The sequence below is a fragment of the Clavibacter capsici genome (genome assembly GCF_001280205.1).
In the GTDB taxonomy this organism is placed as follows: Bacteria; Actinomycetota; Actinomycetes; order Actinomycetales; family Microbacteriaceae; genus Clavibacter; species Clavibacter capsici.
In genome coordinates this window covers 267,668-286,767 of the sequence record NZ_CP012573.1, presented here as the reverse complement: position 1 = coordinate 286,767, position 19,100 = coordinate 267,668, and the positions used below count along the sequence as shown (strand labels likewise).

Annotated in this window: 16 protein-coding genes; 5 read left to right on the top strand and 11 right to left on the bottom strand. The window is 72.9% G+C overall.

Annotated elements, in window-relative coordinates:
* Positions 1 to 27: 27 nt before the first annotated feature.
* Genes AES38_RS01410 through AES38_RS01400 form a run of 3 tightly spaced genes read right to left on the bottom strand, consistent with a single transcriptional unit; the run spans position 28 to position 3,166 of the window.
* On the bottom strand, positions 28 to 936 hold the full coding sequence (locus AES38_RS01410) for a carbohydrate ABC transporter permease (protein WP_244629204.1): 909 nt from the start codon (positions 934 to 936) through the stop codon (positions 28 to 30).
* Positions 933 to 1,883 (bottom strand): carbohydrate ABC transporter permease, encoded by a 951-nt coding sequence (locus tag AES38_RS01405; RefSeq protein WP_244629203.1) that lies wholly within the window; start codon positions 1,881 to 1,883, stop codon positions 933 to 935. Before AES38_RS01405 ends, AES38_RS01410 begins: the two co-directional genes overlap by 4 nt.
* Entirely contained in the window at positions 1,880 to 3,166 is a 1,287-nt protein-coding gene (locus AES38_RS01400; protein WP_053773469.1) for an ABC transporter substrate-binding protein, read from the bottom strand. Before AES38_RS01400 ends, AES38_RS01405 begins: the two co-directional genes overlap by 4 nt.
* 207 nt (positions 3,167 to 3,373) lie before the next feature.
* On the opposite strand from AES38_RS01400, the gene AES38_RS01395 reads away from it, so the two are divergent.
* A complete protein-coding gene (locus AES38_RS01395) occupies positions 3,374 to 5,719 on the top strand; it encodes a beta-L-arabinofuranosidase domain-containing protein (protein ID WP_053773468.1) in 2,346 nt (781 codons plus the stop codon).
* 61 nt (positions 5,720 to 5,780) lie between these two features.
* Here the strand turns inward: AES38_RS01395 and AES38_RS01390 are convergent, their stop codons facing one another.
* From AES38_RS01390 to AES38_RS01365, 6 genes are all read right to left on the bottom strand, one after another.
* Entirely contained in the window at positions 5,781 to 6,353 is a 573-nt protein-coding gene (locus AES38_RS01390; RefSeq protein WP_053773467.1) for an NADPH-dependent FMN reductase, read from the bottom strand.
* Between the two features lie 72 nt (positions 6,354 to 6,425).
* Entirely contained in the window at positions 6,426 to 7,208 is a 783-nt protein-coding gene (locus AES38_RS01385) for a glucosamine-6-phosphate deaminase (RefSeq protein ID WP_053773466.1), read from the bottom strand.
* Positions 7,205 to 8,128, bottom strand: coding sequence for a carbohydrate ABC transporter permease (locus tag AES38_RS01380; protein WP_081001818.1), 924 nt, complete (start codon positions 8,126 to 8,128; stop codon positions 7,205 to 7,207). The genes AES38_RS01385 and AES38_RS01380 overlap by 4 nt, the downstream gene beginning before the upstream one ends.
* Entirely contained in the window at positions 8,125 to 9,123 is a 999-nt protein-coding gene (locus AES38_RS01375) for a carbohydrate ABC transporter permease (protein WP_157883494.1), read from the bottom strand. Before AES38_RS01375 ends, AES38_RS01380 begins: the two co-directional genes overlap by 4 nt.
* Complete coding sequence (locus tag AES38_RS01370; protein WP_053773465.1) at positions 9,120 to 10,406, bottom strand: ABC transporter substrate-binding protein; 1,287 nt, start codon at positions 10,404 to 10,406, stop codon at positions 9,120 to 9,122. The genes AES38_RS01375 and AES38_RS01370 overlap by 4 nt, the downstream gene beginning before the upstream one ends.
* A gap of 73 nt (positions 10,407 to 10,479) precedes the next feature.
* Positions 10,480 to 11,487 (bottom strand): PfkB family carbohydrate kinase, encoded by a 1,008-nt coding sequence (locus tag AES38_RS01365; protein WP_053773464.1) that lies wholly within the window; start codon positions 11,485 to 11,487, stop codon positions 10,480 to 10,482.
* A 204-nt stretch (positions 11,488 to 11,691) separates the two neighbouring features.
* Here AES38_RS01365 and AES38_RS01360 point away from each other — a divergent pair, with 204 nt between their 5' ends.
* The 3 genes from AES38_RS01360 (at position 11,692) to AES38_RS01350 (ending at position 17,026) form a co-directional block, all read left to right on the top strand.
* The gene (locus AES38_RS01360) at positions 11,692 to 12,438 is read left to right on the top strand and encodes a DeoR/GlpR family DNA-binding transcription regulator (RefSeq protein ID WP_242430801.1); all 747 of its coding nucleotides are present in this window, start codon (positions 11,692 to 11,694) and stop codon (positions 12,436 to 12,438) included.
* The gene (locus AES38_RS01355; RefSeq protein ID WP_053773462.1) at positions 12,435 to 13,778 is read left to right on the top strand and encodes a 6-phospho-beta-glucosidase; all 1,344 of its coding nucleotides are present in this window, start codon (positions 12,435 to 12,437) and stop codon (positions 13,776 to 13,778) included. Before AES38_RS01360 ends, AES38_RS01355 begins: the two co-directional genes overlap by 4 nt.
* A gap of 65 nt (positions 13,779 to 13,843) precedes the next feature.
* Positions 13,844 to 17,026: an alpha-mannosidase gene (locus tag AES38_RS01350; RefSeq protein ID WP_053773461.1), complete on the top strand. Its 3,183-nt coding sequence runs from the start codon at positions 13,844 to 13,846 to the stop codon at positions 17,024 to 17,026.
* A 78-nt stretch (positions 17,027 to 17,104) separates the two neighbouring features.
* Here the strand turns inward: AES38_RS01350 and AES38_RS01345 are convergent, their stop codons facing one another.
* Positions 17,105 to 17,539 (bottom strand): hypothetical protein, encoded by a 435-nt coding sequence (locus AES38_RS01345; RefSeq protein WP_242430803.1) that lies wholly within the window; start codon positions 17,537 to 17,539, stop codon positions 17,105 to 17,107.
* Between the two features lie 210 nt (positions 17,540 to 17,749).
* Between AES38_RS01345 and AES38_RS01340 the strand changes: the two genes are divergently transcribed.
* Positions 17,750 to 18,292 (top strand): hypothetical protein, encoded by a 543-nt coding sequence (locus AES38_RS01340; RefSeq protein ID WP_053773460.1) that lies wholly within the window; start codon positions 17,750 to 17,752, stop codon positions 18,290 to 18,292.
* A gap of 64 nt (positions 18,293 to 18,356) precedes the next feature.
* Here the strand turns inward: AES38_RS01340 and AES38_RS01335 are convergent, their stop codons facing one another.
* Positions 18,357 to 19,085, bottom strand: a complete 729-nt coding sequence (locus AES38_RS01335) for an SDR family oxidoreductase (RefSeq protein WP_053773459.1) — start codon at positions 19,083 to 19,085, stop codon at positions 18,357 to 18,359.
* Positions 19,086 to 19,100: the final 15 nt, after the last annotated feature.

Below are 19,100 nucleotides of genomic sequence, written 5' to 3'. Positions count from 1 at the left end.
GCCTTGCATGCGGGGCGGGCGGCGGCCCTACTTCACGGCGCCGCTGACGAGGCCGGCCACGTAGTACCGCTGCAGCAGCAGGTAGAGCACGACGCACGGGAGCACCGTCACGGCGACGCCCGTCTGCATCAGCCCCCAGTCGACCGAGTTGTTCTGGCCGGCCGAGAGGATGTTGAGGCTCACCGGCAGCGTGTACAGGCTCTGGTCGGTGATGAGGATGAGCGTCGCGAAGAAGTCGTTCCACGCCGAGAAGAAGGTCAGGAGCGCAGTCGAGACGACGCCGGGGATCGCGATGGGCAGCATCACCCGCCGCATGGCCTGCAGCGGCGTGTTCCCGTCGATGAGCGCGGCCTCCTCCAGGCTCGCCGGCACCGCCGCGAAGGAGTTCCGCATGAGGAAGATCCCGAACGGCAGGTTGAAGGTGGCGAGCACGAGCGACAGCCCCACGAGGCTGTTGTCGAGGTCGAGCTCGATGAGCGTCAGGAACAGCGGCGTGATGATCGCCTGGAACGGGATCATGAACGTGATGAGCACGACGAAGAACACGACGTCGCTCCCCCGGAACGGCAGCCGCGCGAACGCGTAGCCGGCCAGCGTCGAGACGACGATCGTGATCGCCGTGACCAGCAGCGACACGAAGACGCTGTTGCGGAGGCTCGTCAGGAGGTCGAGTCCGCCGGTGGGTGTGAGCAGCCGCTGCAGGTTGCCGAGGCCGACCGAGCCGTCCTGCGCGGTGAGCGCGGTGCCGAGCATGATCCCGAGCGGGTAGAGGAAGAGGAGCGCGACGCAGCCGCACGCGACGTACCAGGCGAGGCGCGGCATGGAGGCGCGCACGGCTCCGAGACCGCGGGCGTCGCGGCCGCGCGCCTCGCGATGCGGGGACGCGCCCGCGGCGGGGATGGAGGAGGCGGGGCGGGCGGGGGCGGATGTGCTCATGAGTGGTCCGAGTTCCGGAGGAGCAGCATCTGGGCTGCGCTGACGAGGCCGAGGACGACCATGAGGATGATGGAGAGCGCGGCCCCGTAGCCGAGGTCGAGCCGGATGAACGAGGAGCGGTAGATCTCGTAGACCGCCGTGATGGTGCCGTTGTCTGGCCCGCCTGCGGTCATGATGTAGAACTGGTCGAACGCCAGCAGCGACCCGGCCACGCTGAACACCAGCACGAGCGCCAGGGTCGGCCGCAGCAGCGGCAGCGTGATGTGGAAGAACCGCTGCCAGCGGGTGGATCCGTCCACCTCGGCCGCCTCGTTCACCTCCTGCGGGATCGACTGGAAGCCCGACAGCAGGAGCAGCATCTGGAGCCCCGCGGACTTCCACGCGACCATGCTCACCACCACGAGGAACGCGGTCACGTTCCCGCCGAACATGTTGGTCGACACGTCGACGAGGCCGATCCCGGCGAGCGCCTTCATGGTCGGCCCGATCACCGGCTGCCACATGAAGAGGAAGAGGTAGCTCGCGGAGGCGAGGCCGACGACCACGGGCAGGAAGTAGATCGACTGGAAGATCCGGGCGGTGCGCGTGCGGCGCTGGATAAGCAGCACCAGCAGGAGGCCGATCACGAGGAGCACCGGGGTCACGACCGCCGTGTAGACGAGCGTGAAGCCGACGGCCTTGAGGAACGCGGCGTCCTGGAACGCCTCGACGTAGTTCGCGAGGCCCGTGAAGGCGCGGTTGCCGAGCAGCGGCCACGTGTACGTGCTCATCGCGATCGTGCGCATCAGCGGCCAGATGAAGAAGGTGAGGAGCATCACGAGGGCCGGCAGCACCAGCAGGATCCCGGTGCGGCGCCGCCTCCTCGCCATGCCGCCGCGGTCGCGCACCGCGCTCGAGGCCGGGGACGCGACCGCGCCCTCCAGCCGGGTGATCACGGGTGCGGTCACTTCTCGTCCTCCTCGACGTAGACGACGGAGTCGAGGATGCGCTGCGCCTCGGCCTGGGCCTCGCGCTGCGCCTCCGGGATCCCGCCGCCGAACACGGACTGCGAGATCAGGTTGACCCAGACCCCGTTGTTGTCGTTGAACAGCTCGTTCTCGACCGGGCTGAACGGCACGTGGCCGACCCGGAGCGCGTCCGCGAACACGGCGTAGCGCGGGTCCTGCGGCACGTAGACCTCGTCGAGCAGGTCGGTGCGGATGGGCACGACCGACTGCTCGGCGAGGATCGTCTGCGCCTCCTCGCCCGTCGCCCACTCGACGAACTCCCACGCGGCGTCGGCGTCCTCCGCGCCGTCGAGGATGGCGAGGGTGTCGCCGCCGCCGAAGGACGCGGATCCGCCGTCCTTCCCGGGCAGCGGGGTGACGCCGAAGTCGACCTTGCCGCCGGCGACGAGCGACCCCATGGTCGCGGTGCCGTCGGCGATCATGCCGACCGTCCCCTGCTGGAACGCGGTCGCGGTGTTCGGGCCGGCGTCGGTGCGGGCGAGCGACGGCATGCTGCCGTCGGTCCACATCCCGCGCAGCAGCTCGAGGCCCTCCCTCACCTCCGGGCTGTCGAGGGTCGCGGTGCGGCCGTCGGCGGAGAGCACGTCGCCGCCGCCGCCCCAGATGAGCGGCGTGAAGCCGAAGATGAGGCAGCCGCCGCACGCGCCGGGGATCGAGTAGCCGTACGTGCTGTCGCCGAGCGCGGTGATGGCCTTCGCGGCCGCGCGGATCTCGGCGTGCGTCGTCGGCGGGCGCTCGGGATCCAGCCCGGCCTCGGCGAAGAGCGTCTTGTTGTAGAAGAGCACCGATGCGTCGCCCGTGAACGGCACGGCGTAGGTGCGGTCGTCGAACGACGAGACGGACGCGTGAGCGGGGCTGAAGTCGTCGGCGTAGCCGAGCGCGTCCACCCGGTCGGTGATGTCGACGAGGGCGCCGGCCTGCGCGAAGTAGGGCGTGAAGACCAGGTCGAGCGCGGCCACGTCGGGCGGGTCGCCGCCCGCGATGGAGGTCGCGAGCTTCTGCACGTAGCTGGGCGACGGCACCAGCGTGATCTCGACCTGCGTCTCGTGCGACGCGTTGTAGGCCTCGGCGAGCGGCTCGACGAGCGCCTTCTCGTAGTCGCGGATCCAGAGCTCGATGGTGCCGTCGCCCCCGGCGCCGGATCCTGCGGAGCAGCCGCTGAGCGCCAGGCCCGTGATCGTGACGGTCGCCGCGGCGACCAGCCTCCTCGTGGTCCGCTTCATCGCGCTCCTCGTGTCCGTGACGTGTCGGCCCCGAGAGGCTCGGCCGCGTGGCCGCACGCACCGCCCTGGTGCCTTCTACATCGTTGTACTAGATTATGTGCATCGATGTACTGCTCGTCAAGGGCGGTCGATGCGCCCCGGATCGCGTCCGGGACCCGTCCGAGGCACCGTCGCCGTGGACGCCGCCGCCGCCACGTGAGGATCCCGATGACCGCCGCCCCCGCCACCCCGCGCCCCGCCGCCGCCAGCCCCGCCGCCGCCCGCTCCTTCCCCCTCTCCGCCGTCCGGCTCGGCGACGGCCCGCTCCGGCACGCGCAGCGGACCGACGTCGAGTACGTGCTGCGCCTGGATCCCGAGCGGCTGCTCGCGCCCTTCCTCCGGGAGGCCGGGCTCGACTCCCCCGTGCCGAGCTACGGCAGCTGGGAGGCGATCGGCCTCGACGGGCACATCGGCGGCCACCACCTGTCCGCGCTCGCGCAGCTGCACGCCGCCACCGGGGATCCGCGCCTCCTCCCCCGCCTCGAGCGCATGCTCGACGTGCTCGAGCGCTGCCAGGAGGCGGCGGGCGACGGCTGGCTCGGCGGCGTGCCCGACGGCCGCGAGTTCGGCCGTACCATCGCGGAGGGCCGGATCGAGGCGGACACCTTCGACCTCGAGGGCAGGTGGGTGCCGCTCTACAACCTGCACAAGACGCTCCGCGGGCTGCTGCACGCGCACGAGCACACGGGATCCGCCCGCGCGCTGCGGATGGCGGAGAGCATGGCCGACTGGTGGCTCGGCGTCTCCGCGCACCTCGACGACGCGCAGTTCGAGGGCATGCTCGCGACCGAGCACGGCGGCATGTGCGACGCGTTCGCGACGCTCGCGGGGATCTCCGGGCGCGACGACCTGCTCGCCGAGGCGCGCCGGTTCGCGCAGCGGGCCCTGGTGGATCCGCTCGCCGCCGGCCGCGACGAGCTGGACGGGCTGCACGCGAACACGCAGATCCCCAAGGTCATCGGGATCGAGCGGCTCGGCCGGATGACGGGCGACGCGCGCCTCGTCGCCGCCTCCGACGCGTTCTGGGACTCGGTCGTGCACCGGCGGAGCGTCGTGATCGGCGGCAACAGCGTGCGCGAGCACTTCCATCCGTCGCGCGACTTCGCGCCCATGGTGCTCGACGAGCAGGGGCCGGAGACCTGCAACAGCTACAACATGCTCGAGCTCGCGCGGCTGCGCTTCGAGCGGACGGGGGATCCGGCCATCCTCGACCAGGTCGAGCGCACGACCCTCGACCACGTCCTCTCCACGCAGCACCCCGAGCACGGCGGCCTCGTGTACTTCACCTCCCTCCGGCCCGCGCACCACCGCGCGTACTCGGTCGCCGAGGAGTCGATGTGGTGCTGCGTCGGCACCGGCATGGAGAACCACGCGCGCTACGGCGAGCAGGTGTTCGCGCACGCGGGCGACGCGCTGCTCGTGGACCTGTACGTGCCGGCCGAGCTGGACTGGGCCGAGCGCGGGATCCGGGCGCGCATCGCGGGCGACGTCGCGCGCACGGGCGAGGTGAGCGTGACGGTCGAGGCGGACGCACCCGCCGACCTGGAGCTGCGGCTCCGACGGCCGGGCTGGGCGACGTCGATGGAGGTGCTCGTCGACGGCGCGCCGGTGCCCGTCGTGCCCGGCGCCGGCTTCGCCCGCATCCGCCGCACCTGGTCGGGCGCGACCGTCGTGGCCGTCCGGTTCGGGATGGAGGTGCGCGCCGAGCGCCTGCCCGACGGATCCGCGTGGACGTCGTTCCGCTACGGCCCGGTCGCGCTCGCCTCGCGCGACGGCCGGGACGGGATCGCGACCTCGCTCGCCGAGGACTCGCGCATGGGCCACGTGTCGCCCGCGCCGAAGGTGCCGCTCGAGCGGACGCCCGTGGTGACCGCGGCCGATCCGGCCGACGCCGTGACGCTCGACGACCGCGAGGCGCTCGCGTTCCGGCTCGACGCGTGGCGGGAGGGCGAGCGGGTGGCGGTCGCGCTCGAGCCGTTCGCGGGGATCCACGACGAGCGCACGACGCTGGTCTGGCCGACGGGTGCCGACCCGGTCGCGCGCGCCGCGGAGCTGCGCGCGATGGACGCCGCGGGAACGGACGGCGACGTGGTCGACGAGGTGGTCGCCGGCGAGCAGCAGCCCGAGGTCGACCACGTCTTCCGCGGCGAGGGCACGCGCGCGGGCGGCGCCGACGGCCGGCACTGGCGGAGCGCGACCGGCTGGTTCTCCTACGAGCTGCGGGATCCCGCGGGCACGGCGACCGTGGTGCGCGTGCGGCTGCGGCGGGCGCCGTCGGACGGGGACGGCGCGACCGCGAAGGCCGCCGTCGGCCAGGCGATCCGCGTCGGCGGCGTGGAGGCGCCCGCCCCGGACCCCGTCGAGCTCGGCGGCGAGGTGGGCGACGACGCGCTCGACGTGACCATCACGGACGCGATGCGCGCCGGATCCCCCCACGGCGTCGTCGCGGTGTCGGTGCACGCGGTGCCGGGCGGGCGCACGCGGGACGTGCTCGGGATCCAGCTCAGGCGCTGACCCGGAGCGCGACGAGGGGCCCGGACGATCCGCCCGGGCCCCTCGTCGTGCACGGCGTCCGCTACGCGGCGACCGCCTGGAGGTTCTTCTCGATGTGCGCGTGGAACGCCTGCAGCCAGCTGAGGAGGAACTCCTCGGTGCCGGCGTTCGAGATCGCGCCCTCGGGCGAGATGAGGCCCTCGGTGGTCTGGATGTAGGCCTCGGGCTGCGACAGCTCCGGCGACGCGAGGAACGACAGGATGCTGCGGAGGTGCTGCTGCGCGACGGCCGTGCCGACCGCGCCGATGGACGTGCCGATGACGGCGCTGGGCTTGCCCTGGAACGCGTTCTCGCCGTAGGGGCGGCTCGCGAAGTCGAGCGCGTTCTTGAGGACGCCGGGCACCGAGCGGTTGTACTCGGGCGTCACGATCATGATCGCGTCGGCGTCGGCGATGGCCGCCTTGAAGTCGTTCGCGACCTCGGGGTACTCCCCGTCCATGTCGGCGCTGTAGAAGGGCAGCGGCTGGATCGGGATCTCGGTGAGCTCGAGGCCGGCCTGCGCGCCGAGGCGCTTCAGCGCGAGCGACAGGGCCCGGTTGATGGAGGTGGACGACAGGCTGCCGACGAGGTAGCCGACGCGGTACGTGGTGCTCATGGTGCGTTCCTTCCCGCACGGACCAATTCCATGCGCGCGCATGGAGCATAGCCCGGGGAGGTGGACGCGGCCTCAGGCGAGCGCCGCCAGGTCGACGCGGCCGTGCAGCGCGGCCAGCGCGTCGCGATCCGCCACGACGGTGACCCGCCGGTGCCGCTGCAGGACGGAGGCGGGGACGGCCGTCGTCACCGGGCCGGCGAGCGCCTCGGCGAGCGCCTCGGCCTTGTGCGCGCCCGAGGCGACGAGCAGGATCCGCGCGGCCGACATGATCGTCGCGATCCCCTGCGTGACGGCGTGCGTCGGGACGCGCGCGGCATCGCCGCCGAAGTACCGGGCGTTGGCGCGCCGCGTGGCGTCCGCGAGCTCGACGACCCGCGTGGTCCCGGCGAACGGCGACCCCGGCTCGTTGAAGCCGAGGTGCCCGTTCGCCCCGATGCCCACGATCTGGAGGCCCGCGCCGCCGAGGCGCCGGATCCGCCGCTCGTGCTCGGCCGCGGCGTGGTGCGGGTCCGCCGCCGACCCGTCGGGCACCACGACGCGCGCGACGGGCACCCCGAGCGGACCGGCGATCCGGTCCCGCACGAAGGAGAGGTACGACTCCGGGTGCCCGGGCGGCAGCCCCACGTACTCGTCGAGGGCGACGAGCGACAGGCCGTCGGTCACGAGCCCGCGCTCCCGGCGCCGCCGGGCGAGCTCGGCGTAGAGCGGCTCGGGGGTGGATCCGGTGGCCACGCCGAGCACGCCCGCCGGATCCTCACCGAGGAACGCCTGCACGACGTCGGCCGCGGCCACGCCGAGGCCGGCCGCGTCGTCCACCGCCGTGACCGCGGGCGAGCGGGGCGCGGGGGCCGTCACTTCAGCGCGCCCTTCGCGATGTCGCCGATGAACTGCCGGGCGCCGACGAGGAACACGACGATCAGCGGGATCACCGCGAGCAGCGCACCCGCCATGACCATCCCGTAGTCCTTGCCGTGCGCGCTGTTGAGCTGGCTCATCGCCACCTGCAGCGTGACCGTGCCCGGGTCGTTGAGCACGATGAGCGGCCACAGGTAGTCGTTCCATGCGGCGATGAAGGTGAAGATCCCGAGGAACCCGAGGCCCGGACGGATGAGCGGCAGGCACACCGTGAGGTACTGCCGGAAGAACCCGGCGCCGTCGATGCGGGCCGCGTCGATGAGCTCGTCGGGCACGCTCGAGACGATGAACTGCCGCAGCCAGAAGATGCCGAACGCGTTGGCGGCCGCCGGCACGATGAGCGCCTGCAGCTGGCCGACCCAGCCGAGGTTGATCATCGTGACGAACTGCGGGATCACCGACAGCTGCGCCGGCAGCATGAAGGTCACCAGCAGCAGCGCGAAGAGCGCCCGCCGCCCGGGGAACTCGTACTTCGCGAACGTGAACGCCGCGATGGAGTCGAAGAACAGCACGAGCACGGTGACGGACACCGCGACGATGACCGTGTTCATGAGCGATCCGCCGAAGTCGATCGTGCGGAACACGGCCTGGATGTTGTCCCACAGGTACGGCCCCGGCACGAGCACGGGCGGCGACCTGTAGATGTCGCTCGTGGTGTTGCTCGCCATCACGACGAGCCAGTACAGCGGGAACAGGCTCACGATGGATCCGGCGAAGAGGACCCCGTGCAGGATCACGCGCCCGGGCGGCAGCTGCCTGCGGCCGGCGGGACGGCCAGTGCGCTCGTCGCGCGGTCGCCCCGAGGCCTGGTCGGCGACCCGGGCCGCGGCGGATCCCGCGGCGTGGACGGTGGCGCTCATGCGCGGTGCCCCTTCCTCGTGCTGGGCGCCCGCACGACCTTCTCCTTCTTCTCCGACCCGAGCCGGAAGCTGATGATGGAGAAGATCACCACGAGCAGGAACACGCCCCACGCGATGGCGGCGCCGTAGCCGAAGCGGTTGTAGTTGAAGGCCTGCTGGTAGAAGTACAGGACGGTCGTCAGGCCGGCCTGGCCCGCGCCCCCCGAGTTCGGGTTGGTGATGCTGGAGGACGACGTGAGCACCTGCGCCTCGGTGAAGCTCTGCAGGCCCGTGATGGTCGAGACCACGAGCACGAAGAGGATCGTGGGGCGCAGCAGCGGAAGCGTCACCGACCAGAAGGTGCGGATCGCGCCCGCTCCGTCGAGCTTCGCGGCCTCGTAGACCTCGGTGCCGATGGCCTGCATGCCCGCGAGGAAGATGATCGCGTTGTAGCCGGTCCACTGGTACGTGATGAGCACCGCGATGGTCACCTGGATCGCCCACGGCGTCGAGAGCCAGGCCACCCCGTCGAGCCCGATCGCACGGAGGCCCGCGTTCACGAGCCCGAAGCTGTCGCCGAAGATCGAGCCGAAGAGCACCGCCATCGCGACCACGCTCGTGACGTTCGGCACGAAGTAGCTGATCTTGTAGAAGGTGCTGAGCCGCTTCGCCGAGTTGAGCATGGCCGCGACGACCACGGCGATCGCCATCATCGGGAACGTCGACAGGGCGAAGATGATGAGCGTGTTCCGGATCGACAGCCAGAACGTGGCGTCGGCCGCCAGCGCCTGGAAGTTCGCGAGCCCCACCCACTTCGCCGTGCCGAGCCCGTTCCAGTCCTGGAACGAGAGCACGAGCGAGTAGATCGCGGGGAAGAGTCCGAAGACCAGGAACAGCACGAAGAACGGCGCGATGGCGAGGTAGTACGGCCACGTGCGGCGGATCCCGCGGGCTCCCGCGCCCGCCCGGGTGGGCGCGGGAGGGCGCCCTCCCGGGCGGACGGCGACGGGGATCACTGCTTCGCGGTCCTCAGGGCGGCCTCGCCCGCGGCGACGGCGTCGGTCCAGGCCTGGTCCGGGTCCTTGCCGAGCGACGTGACGTTCTGCAGCTCGGTGACGAAGGCGGCCTGCACCTGGTTGTCGTAGGGGCTCGTGTACGCGGTGGGCATCTTCGCGGCGGCGTCGGCGAAGATCCCGACGGTCGACTGGCCGCCGAAGAACGGGTCGCCCTCCTGCAGCTTCGGGGCGTCGTAGGCGGCGGTGGCCGACGGGAAGATGCCCTTGTCGGCGTAGGCGGTGACCTGGTTGTCCTCGCTCAGCACGTCCTTGATCACGGCGAACGCGGCCTCGGGGTCCTTGGTGCCGGCCGGGATGGAGAGGAACGAGCCGCCGATGTTCGCGGGGCCGCCGGGCATGGGCGCCACACGCCAGTCGCCGGAGGTGTCGGCCGTCGCGCTCTTGAGGTCGGCCTGGTACCACGAGGCGCCGAGGAGCGCGGGGAGGGATCCGTTCGAGATGGCGGAAGCCCAGTCCGGGCTGCCGTCGGTGACGTTCGCGGTGAGGCCCTCCTGGTACGCGAGCACCGCGCGATCCCACGCGGCCTTCACCTCGGGGCTGTCGCCCGTGTAGTCGCCGTCCTCGTCGACGAAGCGGGTGGTGCCCTGGCCGATCGACTTGGTGAACACGTCGGAGGCGTCCACGAAGATCGCGCCGCCGGTCGCCGCCTTGAGCCTCTTGCCGAAGGCGAAGTAGTCGTCCCAGGTGGCCGTGGCCGCCGCGACGTCGGCGGGCTCGCTGGGGAGGCCGGCCTTCTGGAAGACGTCGGCGCGGTAGTAGAGGGCGGTGGGGCCGATGTCGATGGGGAGGCCGATGAGCTGGCCGTCCTCGGTGGTCGCCTCCTTGAGCTTCCACTCCGGGTACTGGTCGGCGACGTCCTTCGCGCCCAGCTGGTCGAGGTCCTCGAAGAGGCCGTCCTCGCTGAGGAAGTAGGGCATGTCCTCGCCCTTGACGCCCGTGATGGACGGCAGGCCCGAGCGACCGGTGAAGGTCGTGACGAGCTTCTGCTTGAAGTCGCCGCCGATCGTGGAGACGTTCAGCGTGGTGCCCGGGACCGCGTCCGGCACCTGGTCGAGCACCGTCTGGCTGAGGCCGTCCGGCCAGATCCACAGGTCGAGCTGGCCGCCCGCGGAGGATCCCGACGACGACGAGCAGGAGGCGAGCACCGGGGCGAGGAGCGCGAGGGCGGCGACGCCGACGACGACGCGCCGGGCGCGGGAGCGGCGGGCGGGGTGAGGGGACATGGTGGTTCTCGATTCGGTGGGGAGGGGACGGGCGGGTCGGGAGCGGGAGTCGGGGAGCGGGACGCGCGCCGCGTCAGGCGAGCAGGCGCGCGGCGTCGGGATGGGCGAGGGCGTCGAGGAGGTAGTCGTAGCGGCCGGGCTCGGCGGCCTCCGGGTGCGCGCGCAGCCAGGGCGCGAGCTCGTCGAGCCGCGGGGCGCCGGACGCGCCGCCGGGCCGCGTGACCGTGATCCCCGCGACCAGGCACGCGAAGTCGACGCGCTCGATGAGGCTCCACGGGGCACGGGCGGACGCGGCGAGCGCGGCGCCGAACACGTCGCCGGCGCCCGTGGCGTCGACGGCGCGCACCGCGAGCGGCGGGCGCACGACCTCCTCGCCGCGGGCGGAGTCCACCGCGACGACGCCGCGGGATCCGGAGGTGACGACGCTCAGCGGCACGCGCGCGGCGAGCGCCCGGGCCGCCTGCACGGCCGAGTCGGTGCCCGTGTAGGCGGAGGCCTCGAGCTCGTTGGGGACGAACGCGTGGCACTCGTCGAGCTGGTCGAGGATCGCGGGGTCCCAGCGCTCGGACGGGTCCCAGCCGACGTCCGCGTACACGTCGGTGCCCGCGGCGGCGGCGCGGCCGATCCACGCGGCGCGGTGCGGATCCAGGTGCACGAGCGCCGCGGCGGCCGGCGGCACCGCGCCCGGCACGAGCTCGTCGGAGCCGAGCGGGCAGGGCACGCCGCCCGTGACGAGCGCGCGGTCGTCGTCGCAGCCGAGCGACGCCGTGACAGGCAGCGCCCAGTCGTCGAGGGTCACGAGGTGGTCGAGCGCCACGCCCTCGGCGGCGAGCGCGGCGCGCACCAGCCGGGAGAACGGATCCGTGCCCACGGCCGCCGCGATGACGGTCGGCACCCCGAGGCGCGCGCCCGCGACGGCGAAGTTCGCGATGCCGCCGGGGCCGTGCCCGAACGACGACGTCCAGATCTCGTGGCCGGGCCGCGGCTCGCTCGGCAGGTCGCCGAACACGACGTCCGCGAACAGCTGGCCGACGACCAGCAGCCCCGCGGGGACCTGGTCGGGTCGCGATGCAGCGGGCACGTGGACCCCTTCCTCCGGGTGGGCCGCCGCGCCCGGCGGGCGACGAGCGGTGCGGGTCCGCCGACGGCGACGCTGCCGGCGGGACGAGGTCGACGGGGGCCGCCGACCGGTAGTGACGTTTCTAGCCCATGTGAGCACATGGATGGAAGACCTTGCCCATTACGAGATTGTTTCTGCTCGATCCTGCGCGCTAATGTTCACGTCATGAGAGACGCCCGGGAGTTCGTGATCCTCGACCGGCTGCGCGCCACCCGCAGCGCCACGGTCGCCGAGCTCGCCGAGGCCGCCGGCACGAGCGAGGCCACCATCCGCCGCGACCTGGCCCGGCTCGACGAGCAGGGCGCGCTCCGGCGCACGCACGGCGGCGCGGTCCTCGTCGAGGTCGACGCGCCCTTCGCCGAGGTGGAGCAGGTCAACCGCGAGGCCAAGGAGCGCATCGCGCGGGCCGCGGCGGCGCAGGTCCAGGACGGCCAGTCGGTCGTGCTCGACATCGGCACGACCACGCTGCACCTCGCCGAGCAGCTGCGCGGGCGGTCCCTCACGGTGATCACCGCGAGCATCGCCGCGTTCGACGTGCTGCGGGACGACCGGAGCGTGCGGCTCATCCTGCTGCCCGGCGACTGGGATCCGGTCTACCGCTCGGTGTCGGGCCCGCTCACCGCCGAAAGCCTGCGGATGCTGCACGCCGACCACGCGTTCGTGGGCGTGAGCGGCATCGCCGACAACGGCGACCTGCGCGACACGACGATGGCCCAGGTGCCCATCAAGCGCGCGATGGCCGAGATGAGCGACCGGGTCACGGTGCTCGCCGACTCCTCCAAGTTCCCGGGCACCGGCGCCGGCCGCGTCGCCCCCACCGCGTCGCTGACGCAGCTGATCACCGAGGCCGCCCCGCACGAGCGGGTGTCGCAGGGCCTCGCGGACAAGGGAGTGTCGGTGACCGTCGCATGAGGCTCACGATCCTGGGCGGGGGCGGCTTCCGCGTCCCGCTCGTCTACTCGGCGCTGCTGCGCGACCACGAGGCCGGGCGCGTCTCGCACGTGGCCCTCTACGACACCGACGAGGTGCGCCTCACGGCCGTCGCGCGCGTGCTCGCGGAGCAGGCCGCCGCCTACGCCGACGCCCCGGTGATCACGCTGCACACCGACCTCGACGAGGCGCTCGCCGGCGCCGCGTTCGTCTTCTCGGCGATCCGCGTGGGCGGCATGGCCGGGCGCTCGTGCGACGAGCGGCTCGGCATGGCGCACGGCGTCATCGGCCAGGAGACCGTCGGCTACGGCGGCATCTCCTACGCGCTGCGCACGCTGCCGGTGGTCATGGACCTGGCCGAGCGGATCCGCCTGCGAGCCCCCGACGCGTGGGTCATCAACTTCACGAACCCCGCCGGCGTCGTCACCGAGGCCATGTCGCGTGTGCTCGGCGACCGCGTCATCGGGATCTGCGACTCCCCCATCGGCCTCGCCCGCCGCGTGCTCGGCGCCCTCGGCGTCGCGGGCGACGACGTGGTCATCGACTACGCGGGGCTCAACCACCTCGGCTGGCTGCGCGGCCTCCGCGTCGACGGCCGCGACGTGCTGCCGGACCTCATGGCCCGCCCCGACCTCATCGGCACGTTCGAGGAGGGCCGGCTCTTCGGCGCCGAGTGGGTCACCGAGCTCGGCGCCGTGCCGAACGAGTACCTGCACTACTACTACTTCCGCCGCGAGGTGCGGCACGCCGACCAGCTGGCCGCGCAGACCCGCGGCGCGTTCCTCGTGGAGCAGCAGGGCCGGTTCTACGAGCAGCTCGAGCACCGGCACGACGTGTCCGCGCTCGCGCTGTGGGAGCGCACCCGGCTCGACCGCGAGACCACCTACATGGCCACCAACCGGCAGTCCGCCGGCATGGGCGACCGCGACGAGGACGACCTCGTCTCCGGCGGCTACGAGGACGTCGCGATCGCGCTCATGCGCGGCATCGCGTACGACCAGAGCGCGCGGCTGATCCTCAACGTGCGCAACCGCGGCACGCTCGCGGCACTGGATGCGGACGCCGTGGTCGAGGTGCCGTGCGTGGTCGACGCCTCGGGCGCGCATCCGGTCGCCGGCACCGAGCTGCCCGACTTCGGGGTGGGCCTCGTGACCAACGCCAAGTACGTCGAGCGGCAGACCATCGAGGCAGGCCTCGGCGGATCCCGCGCCGCGGCCGTCCGCGCGCTCGCGCACCACCCGCTCGTCGACTCCGTCACGGTCGCGCGCTCCCTGCTGGAGGACGCGATGCACGCGTTCCCGGCGCTCTCCTACCTGCGCTGACGCGCGACTCCCGGCCCTCGCGCCCCACCCGACTGCCTGCATCCCGACCTCGCGAAGGACTCCCCATGCACCAGAACCAGAAGCTCGTCCAGGAGCGGATCCTCCGCGCGCTGACCGAGCGGATCACCCCCGCCGTGCACTCGTCGACGACACCCGTGACCCTCCGCGCCTGGATGGCGCCCGACGAGCCCGTGCCCGTCGCCGAGGCGATGCGGCAGGAGTACGCGCCGTTCGCGCTCGGCCAGCCGTGGGGCCGCGCGTGGTCCACGTGGTGGTTCGAGGTCACGGGCGAGGTGCCCGCCGAGTGGGCCGGCCGCACGGTCGAGCTGCTCCTCGACCCGGGCTTCATCGGCGACTGGCCGGGAAACCAGGCCGAGTGCCTCGTGCACACGATGGACGGCGTGCCGGTCAAGGGGATCCACCCGCGCAACACGTACGTGCGCCTCGCCGACGAGGCCGCGGGCGGCGAGCAGGTGCGCTTCCTCGTGGAGGCGGCGGGCAACCCGGACATCCTCGTGAACGAGTTCGTGCCCACCCCCTACGGCGACAAGGCGACCGCGCCCGCCGAGCCCATCTACCGCTTCCGCCAGGCCGAGCTCGCGGTGTTCGAGCCCGAGGTGTGGGCGCTGCGCTTCGACGTCGAGGTGCTGTACCAGCTGCTGATGGAGCTGCCCGAGGCCGAGCCGCGCCGCCACGAGGTGCTCCGCGCGATCGAGCGCGCCCTCGACGTGCTCGCGATGGACGACATCGTCGGCACCGCGGCCGCCGCGCGCGCCGAGCTCGCCGACGTCCTCTCGCGCCCCGCCGTGCCGAGCGCCCACACGCTGAGCGGCGTCGGCCACGCCCACATCGACAGCGCCTGGCTCTGGCCCATCCGCGAGACGAAGCGCAAGACCGCGCGCACCTTCTCCAACGTGCTGCGGCTCGCCGAGCAGTACCCCGACTTCCGCTTCGCGTGCTCGCAGGCGCAGCAGTACGCCTGGGTGAAGGAGAACTACCCGACGGTGTTCGCGGGGATCAAGCAGGCCGTCGCGGACGGCACCTGGTACCCGGTCGGATCCATGTGGATCGAGCCCGACGGCAACCTGCCGGGCGGCGAGGCGATGATCCGCCAGCTCACCCACGGCATGCGCTTCTTCCAGGAGGAGCTCGGCGTGGAGACGCACGGCGTCTGGCTGCCCGACTCGTTCGGCTACACGGCGTCGTTCCCGCAGATCGCGAAGCTCGCGGGCCTCGACTGGTTCCTGACGCAGAAGCTGTCCTGGAACCAGACGAACACGTTCCCGCACCACACCTTCTTCTGGGAGGGCATCGACGGGTCGCGGATCTTCACGCACTTCCCGCCCATCGACACCTACAACTCCACGCTCGAGGCGGAGGAGACGCACCACGCCGTGCGGCAGTTCCGCGAGAAGGGCAGGGCGACCATGTCGCTCGCGCCCTTCGGCTACGGCGACGGCGGCGGCGGGCCCACGCGCGACATGATGGAGCGCCAGCGCCGCACGGCCGACCTCGAGGGGTCGCCGAAGGTGATCGTCGAGCACCCGGACGAGTTCTTCCGCAAGGCCGAGGCCGAGTACCCGGACGCGCCCGTGTGGGTCGGCGAGCTGTACCTCGAGCTGCACCGGGGCACCTTCACCTCGCACGCCCGCGAGAAGCGCGGCAACCGCCAGGCCGAGCACCGCCTGCGCGAGGCCGAGCTGTGGTGGACGATCGCGGCCGTCCGCACGGGCGCCGACTACCCGTACGCGGCGCTCGACCGGCTCTGGAAGCAGACGCTGCTGCAGCAGTTCCACGACATCCTCCCCGGCTCCTCCATCACGTGGGTGCACCGGGAGAACGAGGAGGACTACGCCCGCAGCCTCGCGGAGCTCGACGCGCTCGTGGCCGACGCCATCGCGCGGGTCACGGCGCAGGCGGTGGCGGACGGCGAGGGCGACGGATCCGGCGCGTTCGCGGTGAACTCGACCGGCCACGCGCGCACCGCGCTCGTGGAGGCGCCCGACGGGTCCGCGCTCGCGCTCGTCGCGGTGCCCGGCAGCGGGATCGCGCCGCTCGTCGCGGTGGATCCCGTCGCGCCCGTCGTCACGACGCGCGCCGACGACGGCACCGTGCTCGACAACGGGCTGCTGCGCGTCACGCTCGACGCGCGCGGCCTCATCACCTCGATCGTCGACCTGCGTCACGCCGACCGCGAGCTCGTCCCCGCGGGCCGCGCCGCGAACCTGCTCCAGCTGCACGAGGACATCCCCACCGCCTGGGACGCCTGGGACGTCGACGCGCACTACCGCGCGAGCCGCACCGACCTCGTCGACGCGGCGTCCGTCGAGCTCGTCGAGGACTCGCCGCTCCGCGCGACCGTCGAGGTGGTCCGGCAGTTCGGGCGCTCGCGCGTCGTGCAGCGGGTGTCGCTGCACGCCGACGACGCCCGGATCCACGCGACCGCCGACCTCGACTGGCTCGAGGACGAGAAGCTGCTCAAGGTGACCTTCCCGCTGTCGGTGCACGCGCAGCACCACAGCGCGGAGATCCAGTTCGGGCACGTCCGCCGCCCCACGCACACGAACACGTCGTGGGACGAGGCGCGCTTCGAGGTCATGGCGCACCGCTTCGTGCACGTGGAGGAGCCCGGCTACGGCGTCGCGCTCACCAACGCGGGCAGCTACGGGCACGACATCACGCGCGCGGTCGGCGCGACGGGCGAGGTCGAGACCGAGCTGCGGATCAGCCTGGTCCGGGCGGCGCGCTCCCCCGACCCCGTGCAGGACATCGGCCACCACCGGTTCGAGTACGCGCTCGTGCCGGGCGTCGGCATCGAGGGCGCGGTGGACGCGGGGCTCGAGCAGAACCTGCCCGTGCGGGTGGTGCGTCCCGACCCGTCCGAGGCGGCACCGGCCGTCGTGGCGGCCCCCGCAGACGCCGCCGAGGCCGTCCCCTCCTCGCTGCCGACCGCGGCCGGGCTGGTCTCGGTGCACGGCGGCACGGTGCGGATCGAGGCGCTGAAGCTCGCCGACGACGGCTCGGGCGACGTGATCGTGCGGCTCTACGAGTCCACCGGCGCGCGCACCGCCACCCGGCTCGAGGCGCACCTCGCCGCCGACCGCTTCACCGAGGTCGACGTGCTGGAGCGTCCGCTCGGCGACGGCTTCCCGCGGTCGCTCGCGTTCGAGCCCGAGGACGACGGCCGTGGGGTGCGGCTCGTGCTGCGGGCGTTCCAGGTGATCACGGTGCGGATCCACCGGGCCTGACCCGCGACCCGCGCACGCGAGGAGGGCGCGATCCGGCCGATGCCGGGTCGCGCCCTCGTCGTCGTGGCGGCGTGGCCGCTAGTTGAGCGGCTTGCCGCCGGTGGTGAGCGGCTCGACCGAGCTGGGGGTCAGCGCGAGCGCGAGGCCCGAGAGGCCGATCCCGAAGAAGAGGAAGTCGTCGACGATCGTGAAGCCCGTGGGCGTGAGGCCGCCGAGCTCATCGTCGAGGATGCTGAGCACGCCCATCAGCGTGAACAGGCCGCCGAACGCGGTGAGCGTGCCGCGGATCGCGCCGGGCCCGATCTGCCTGGTCCCGGCGACGAGCAGCGCGATGGCGCTCAGCAGGTAGAGGACGTCGACGAAGAAGTCGACGTTGAGGACGCCCAGCAGGTGCGACCCCTCGATGAAGAGCCCCACGAACCCGTGGCCGCCGAGCACCGCCGCGACCATCACCATCCACGCCTTGCCCATGGCATCCGTCCCCTCGACCGCGGTGCCGCCGACGTCGGGCACCGTGTCCAGCGAACCGGGCCGGCGGAGGAGCGCCAAGGGGTCGCCGGAGGACTCCCAGGTTCCGATGAGGACTGCCGGGCGGCACCTCCGCACGCCGGACCCTGGGCATCCGCCGACCGCCCACACACTGCTCGATCCCGGGCGTAGCGTCCAGCACACAGGACACCGGCCGCCCCGCGGACGGCCACCTACGACGACTCGGAGAAGCACATGTCAGAACGCAACACCGTCATCAGGAGCATGCACGACCTCGGCCTCGCGGCCTGGTTCGGCGGATCCCTCATGGGCGCGGTCGGCCTCAACGGCGCCGCCGCCAAGGCGAAGCAGCCGCAGGAGCGCCTGCGCATCTCGTCCATCGGCTGGGCCCGCTGGGCGCCCGTGCAGCTCGCCGCCCTCGGCGCGCACGCCGTCGGCGGCCTCGGCCTCATCTACGCCAACAAGGGCCGCCTCGCCGCCCAGGGCGAGGCCCGCTCGAACACGAACGTGAAGGCGGTGCTGACCGTCGTCGCCGCCGGCACGACGCTGTACTCGGCGCTCGTCGGCACGAAGATGGCGAAGCACGCCGACGAGGGCGCGGCCGGCACGACCGAGCCCGGCGCCGGCTCGTCCGACGAGCTCGCCAAGGCGCAGAAGCAGCAGAAGGCGCTCCAGTGGGCGATCCCCGCGCTGACCTCGGTGCTCGTGGTCCTCGCCGCCCAGCAGGGCGAGCAGCAGCGCCCGGTCGCCGGCTGGATCGACCGCTTCAAGAGCTAGACCGGAACGAACATGACGGCGGGGTGCCCGGACGGGTGCCCCGCCGTCGTGCTGTCCGGGCTCCTCAGCGCGCGGCGCGGTCGACGAAGCGCGGGCCGACGACCTCGACGGCGGAGCCGGGGAGCAGCGCGCCCCCGGCGAACGCACGGCCGAGGCGCCCGGGGATCCTCAGCGGGACCGGCCGTGCGCCCGGGCCGTCGAGCCCGCGGGTCATCTCCCACAGCGTCATGACCTCGGGTCCCGCGACCTCGACGACCGGCCCCGTCCGCGCACCCAGCGCGACGTCGGCCACGACCGCCGCGACGGCGTCGAGCGCCACCGGCTGGATCCGCATCGCCGGCACGAGCGCGACCGGCCCGAACCGCATGCGCTCCACGTTCTGCCGCGCGAACTCGAACCACTGCGTCGAGCGGACGATCGCGAGGTCCGCGCCGACCTGCCGCGCGGCCTCCTCCTGCGCCGTCTTGCCGGCGAAGTAGCCGTAGCCCTGCACCTCGGGGAGCGTGCAGCCGACGATGGACAGCAGGACGTGGCGGGCGCGCGACGCGCGCGCGGCGGCACCCACGGCCCGGGTCGAACCCGTGAAGAACCGCGTCGCCCGGCGGGCGCTCGTCGTGAAGAGGCCCGTCGCCTCGACGACCGCATCCGCCCCGGCCGTCGCCGCGCGGGCGTCGTCGCGGAGCACGTCGAACCCCGTCGAGCGCGACAGCAGCCGCACCGCGCCGCCCCGCTCCTCCACCGCCCGGGCGATCGCCGCCCCCGAGATCCCGCCGCCGATCACTGCCACCTGCATCCTCGCTCCATCCTC

What these genes read in the sequence shown, in the direction of transcription:
- AES38_RS01410 (WP_244629204.1), bottom strand. Translation starts at nt 936, where the DNA reads ATGAGCACATCCGCCCCCGCCCGCCCCGCCTCCTCCATCCCCGCCGCG.
- AES38_RS01400 (WP_053773469.1), bottom strand. Translation starts at nt 3,166, where the DNA reads ATGAAGCGGACCACGAGGAGGCTGGTCGCCGCGGCGACCGTCACGATC.
- AES38_RS01395 (WP_053773468.1), top strand. Translation starts at nt 3,374, where the DNA reads ATGACCGCCGCCCCCGCCACCCCGCGCCCCGCCGCCGCCAGCCCCGCC.
- AES38_RS01390 (WP_053773467.1), bottom strand. Translation starts at nt 6,353, where the DNA reads ATGAGCACCACGTACCGCGTCGGCTACCTCGTCGGCAGCCTGTCGTCC.
- AES38_RS01380 (WP_081001818.1), bottom strand. Translation starts at nt 8,128, where the DNA reads ATGAGCGCCACCGTCCACGCCGCGGGATCCGCCGCGGCCCGGGTCGCC.
- AES38_RS01370 (WP_053773465.1), bottom strand. Translation starts at nt 10,406, where the DNA reads ATGTCCCCTCACCCCGCCCGCCGCTCCCGCGCCCGGCGCGTCGTCGTC.
- AES38_RS01360 (WP_242430801.1), top strand. Translation starts at nt 11,692, where the DNA reads ATGAGAGACGCCCGGGAGTTCGTGATCCTCGACCGGCTGCGCGCCACC.
- AES38_RS01355 (WP_053773462.1), top strand. Translation starts at nt 12,435, where the DNA reads ATGAGGCTCACGATCCTGGGCGGGGGCGGCTTCCGCGTCCCGCTCGTC.
- AES38_RS01350 (WP_053773461.1), top strand. Translation starts at nt 13,844, where the DNA reads ATGCACCAGAACCAGAAGCTCGTCCAGGAGCGGATCCTCCGCGCGCTG.
- AES38_RS01340 (WP_053773460.1), top strand. Translation starts at nt 17,750, where the DNA reads ATGTCAGAACGCAACACCGTCATCAGGAGCATGCACGACCTCGGCCTC.
- AES38_RS01335 (WP_053773459.1), bottom strand. Translation starts at nt 19,085, where the DNA reads ATGCAGGTGGCAGTGATCGGCGGCGGGATCTCGGGGGCGGCGATCGCC.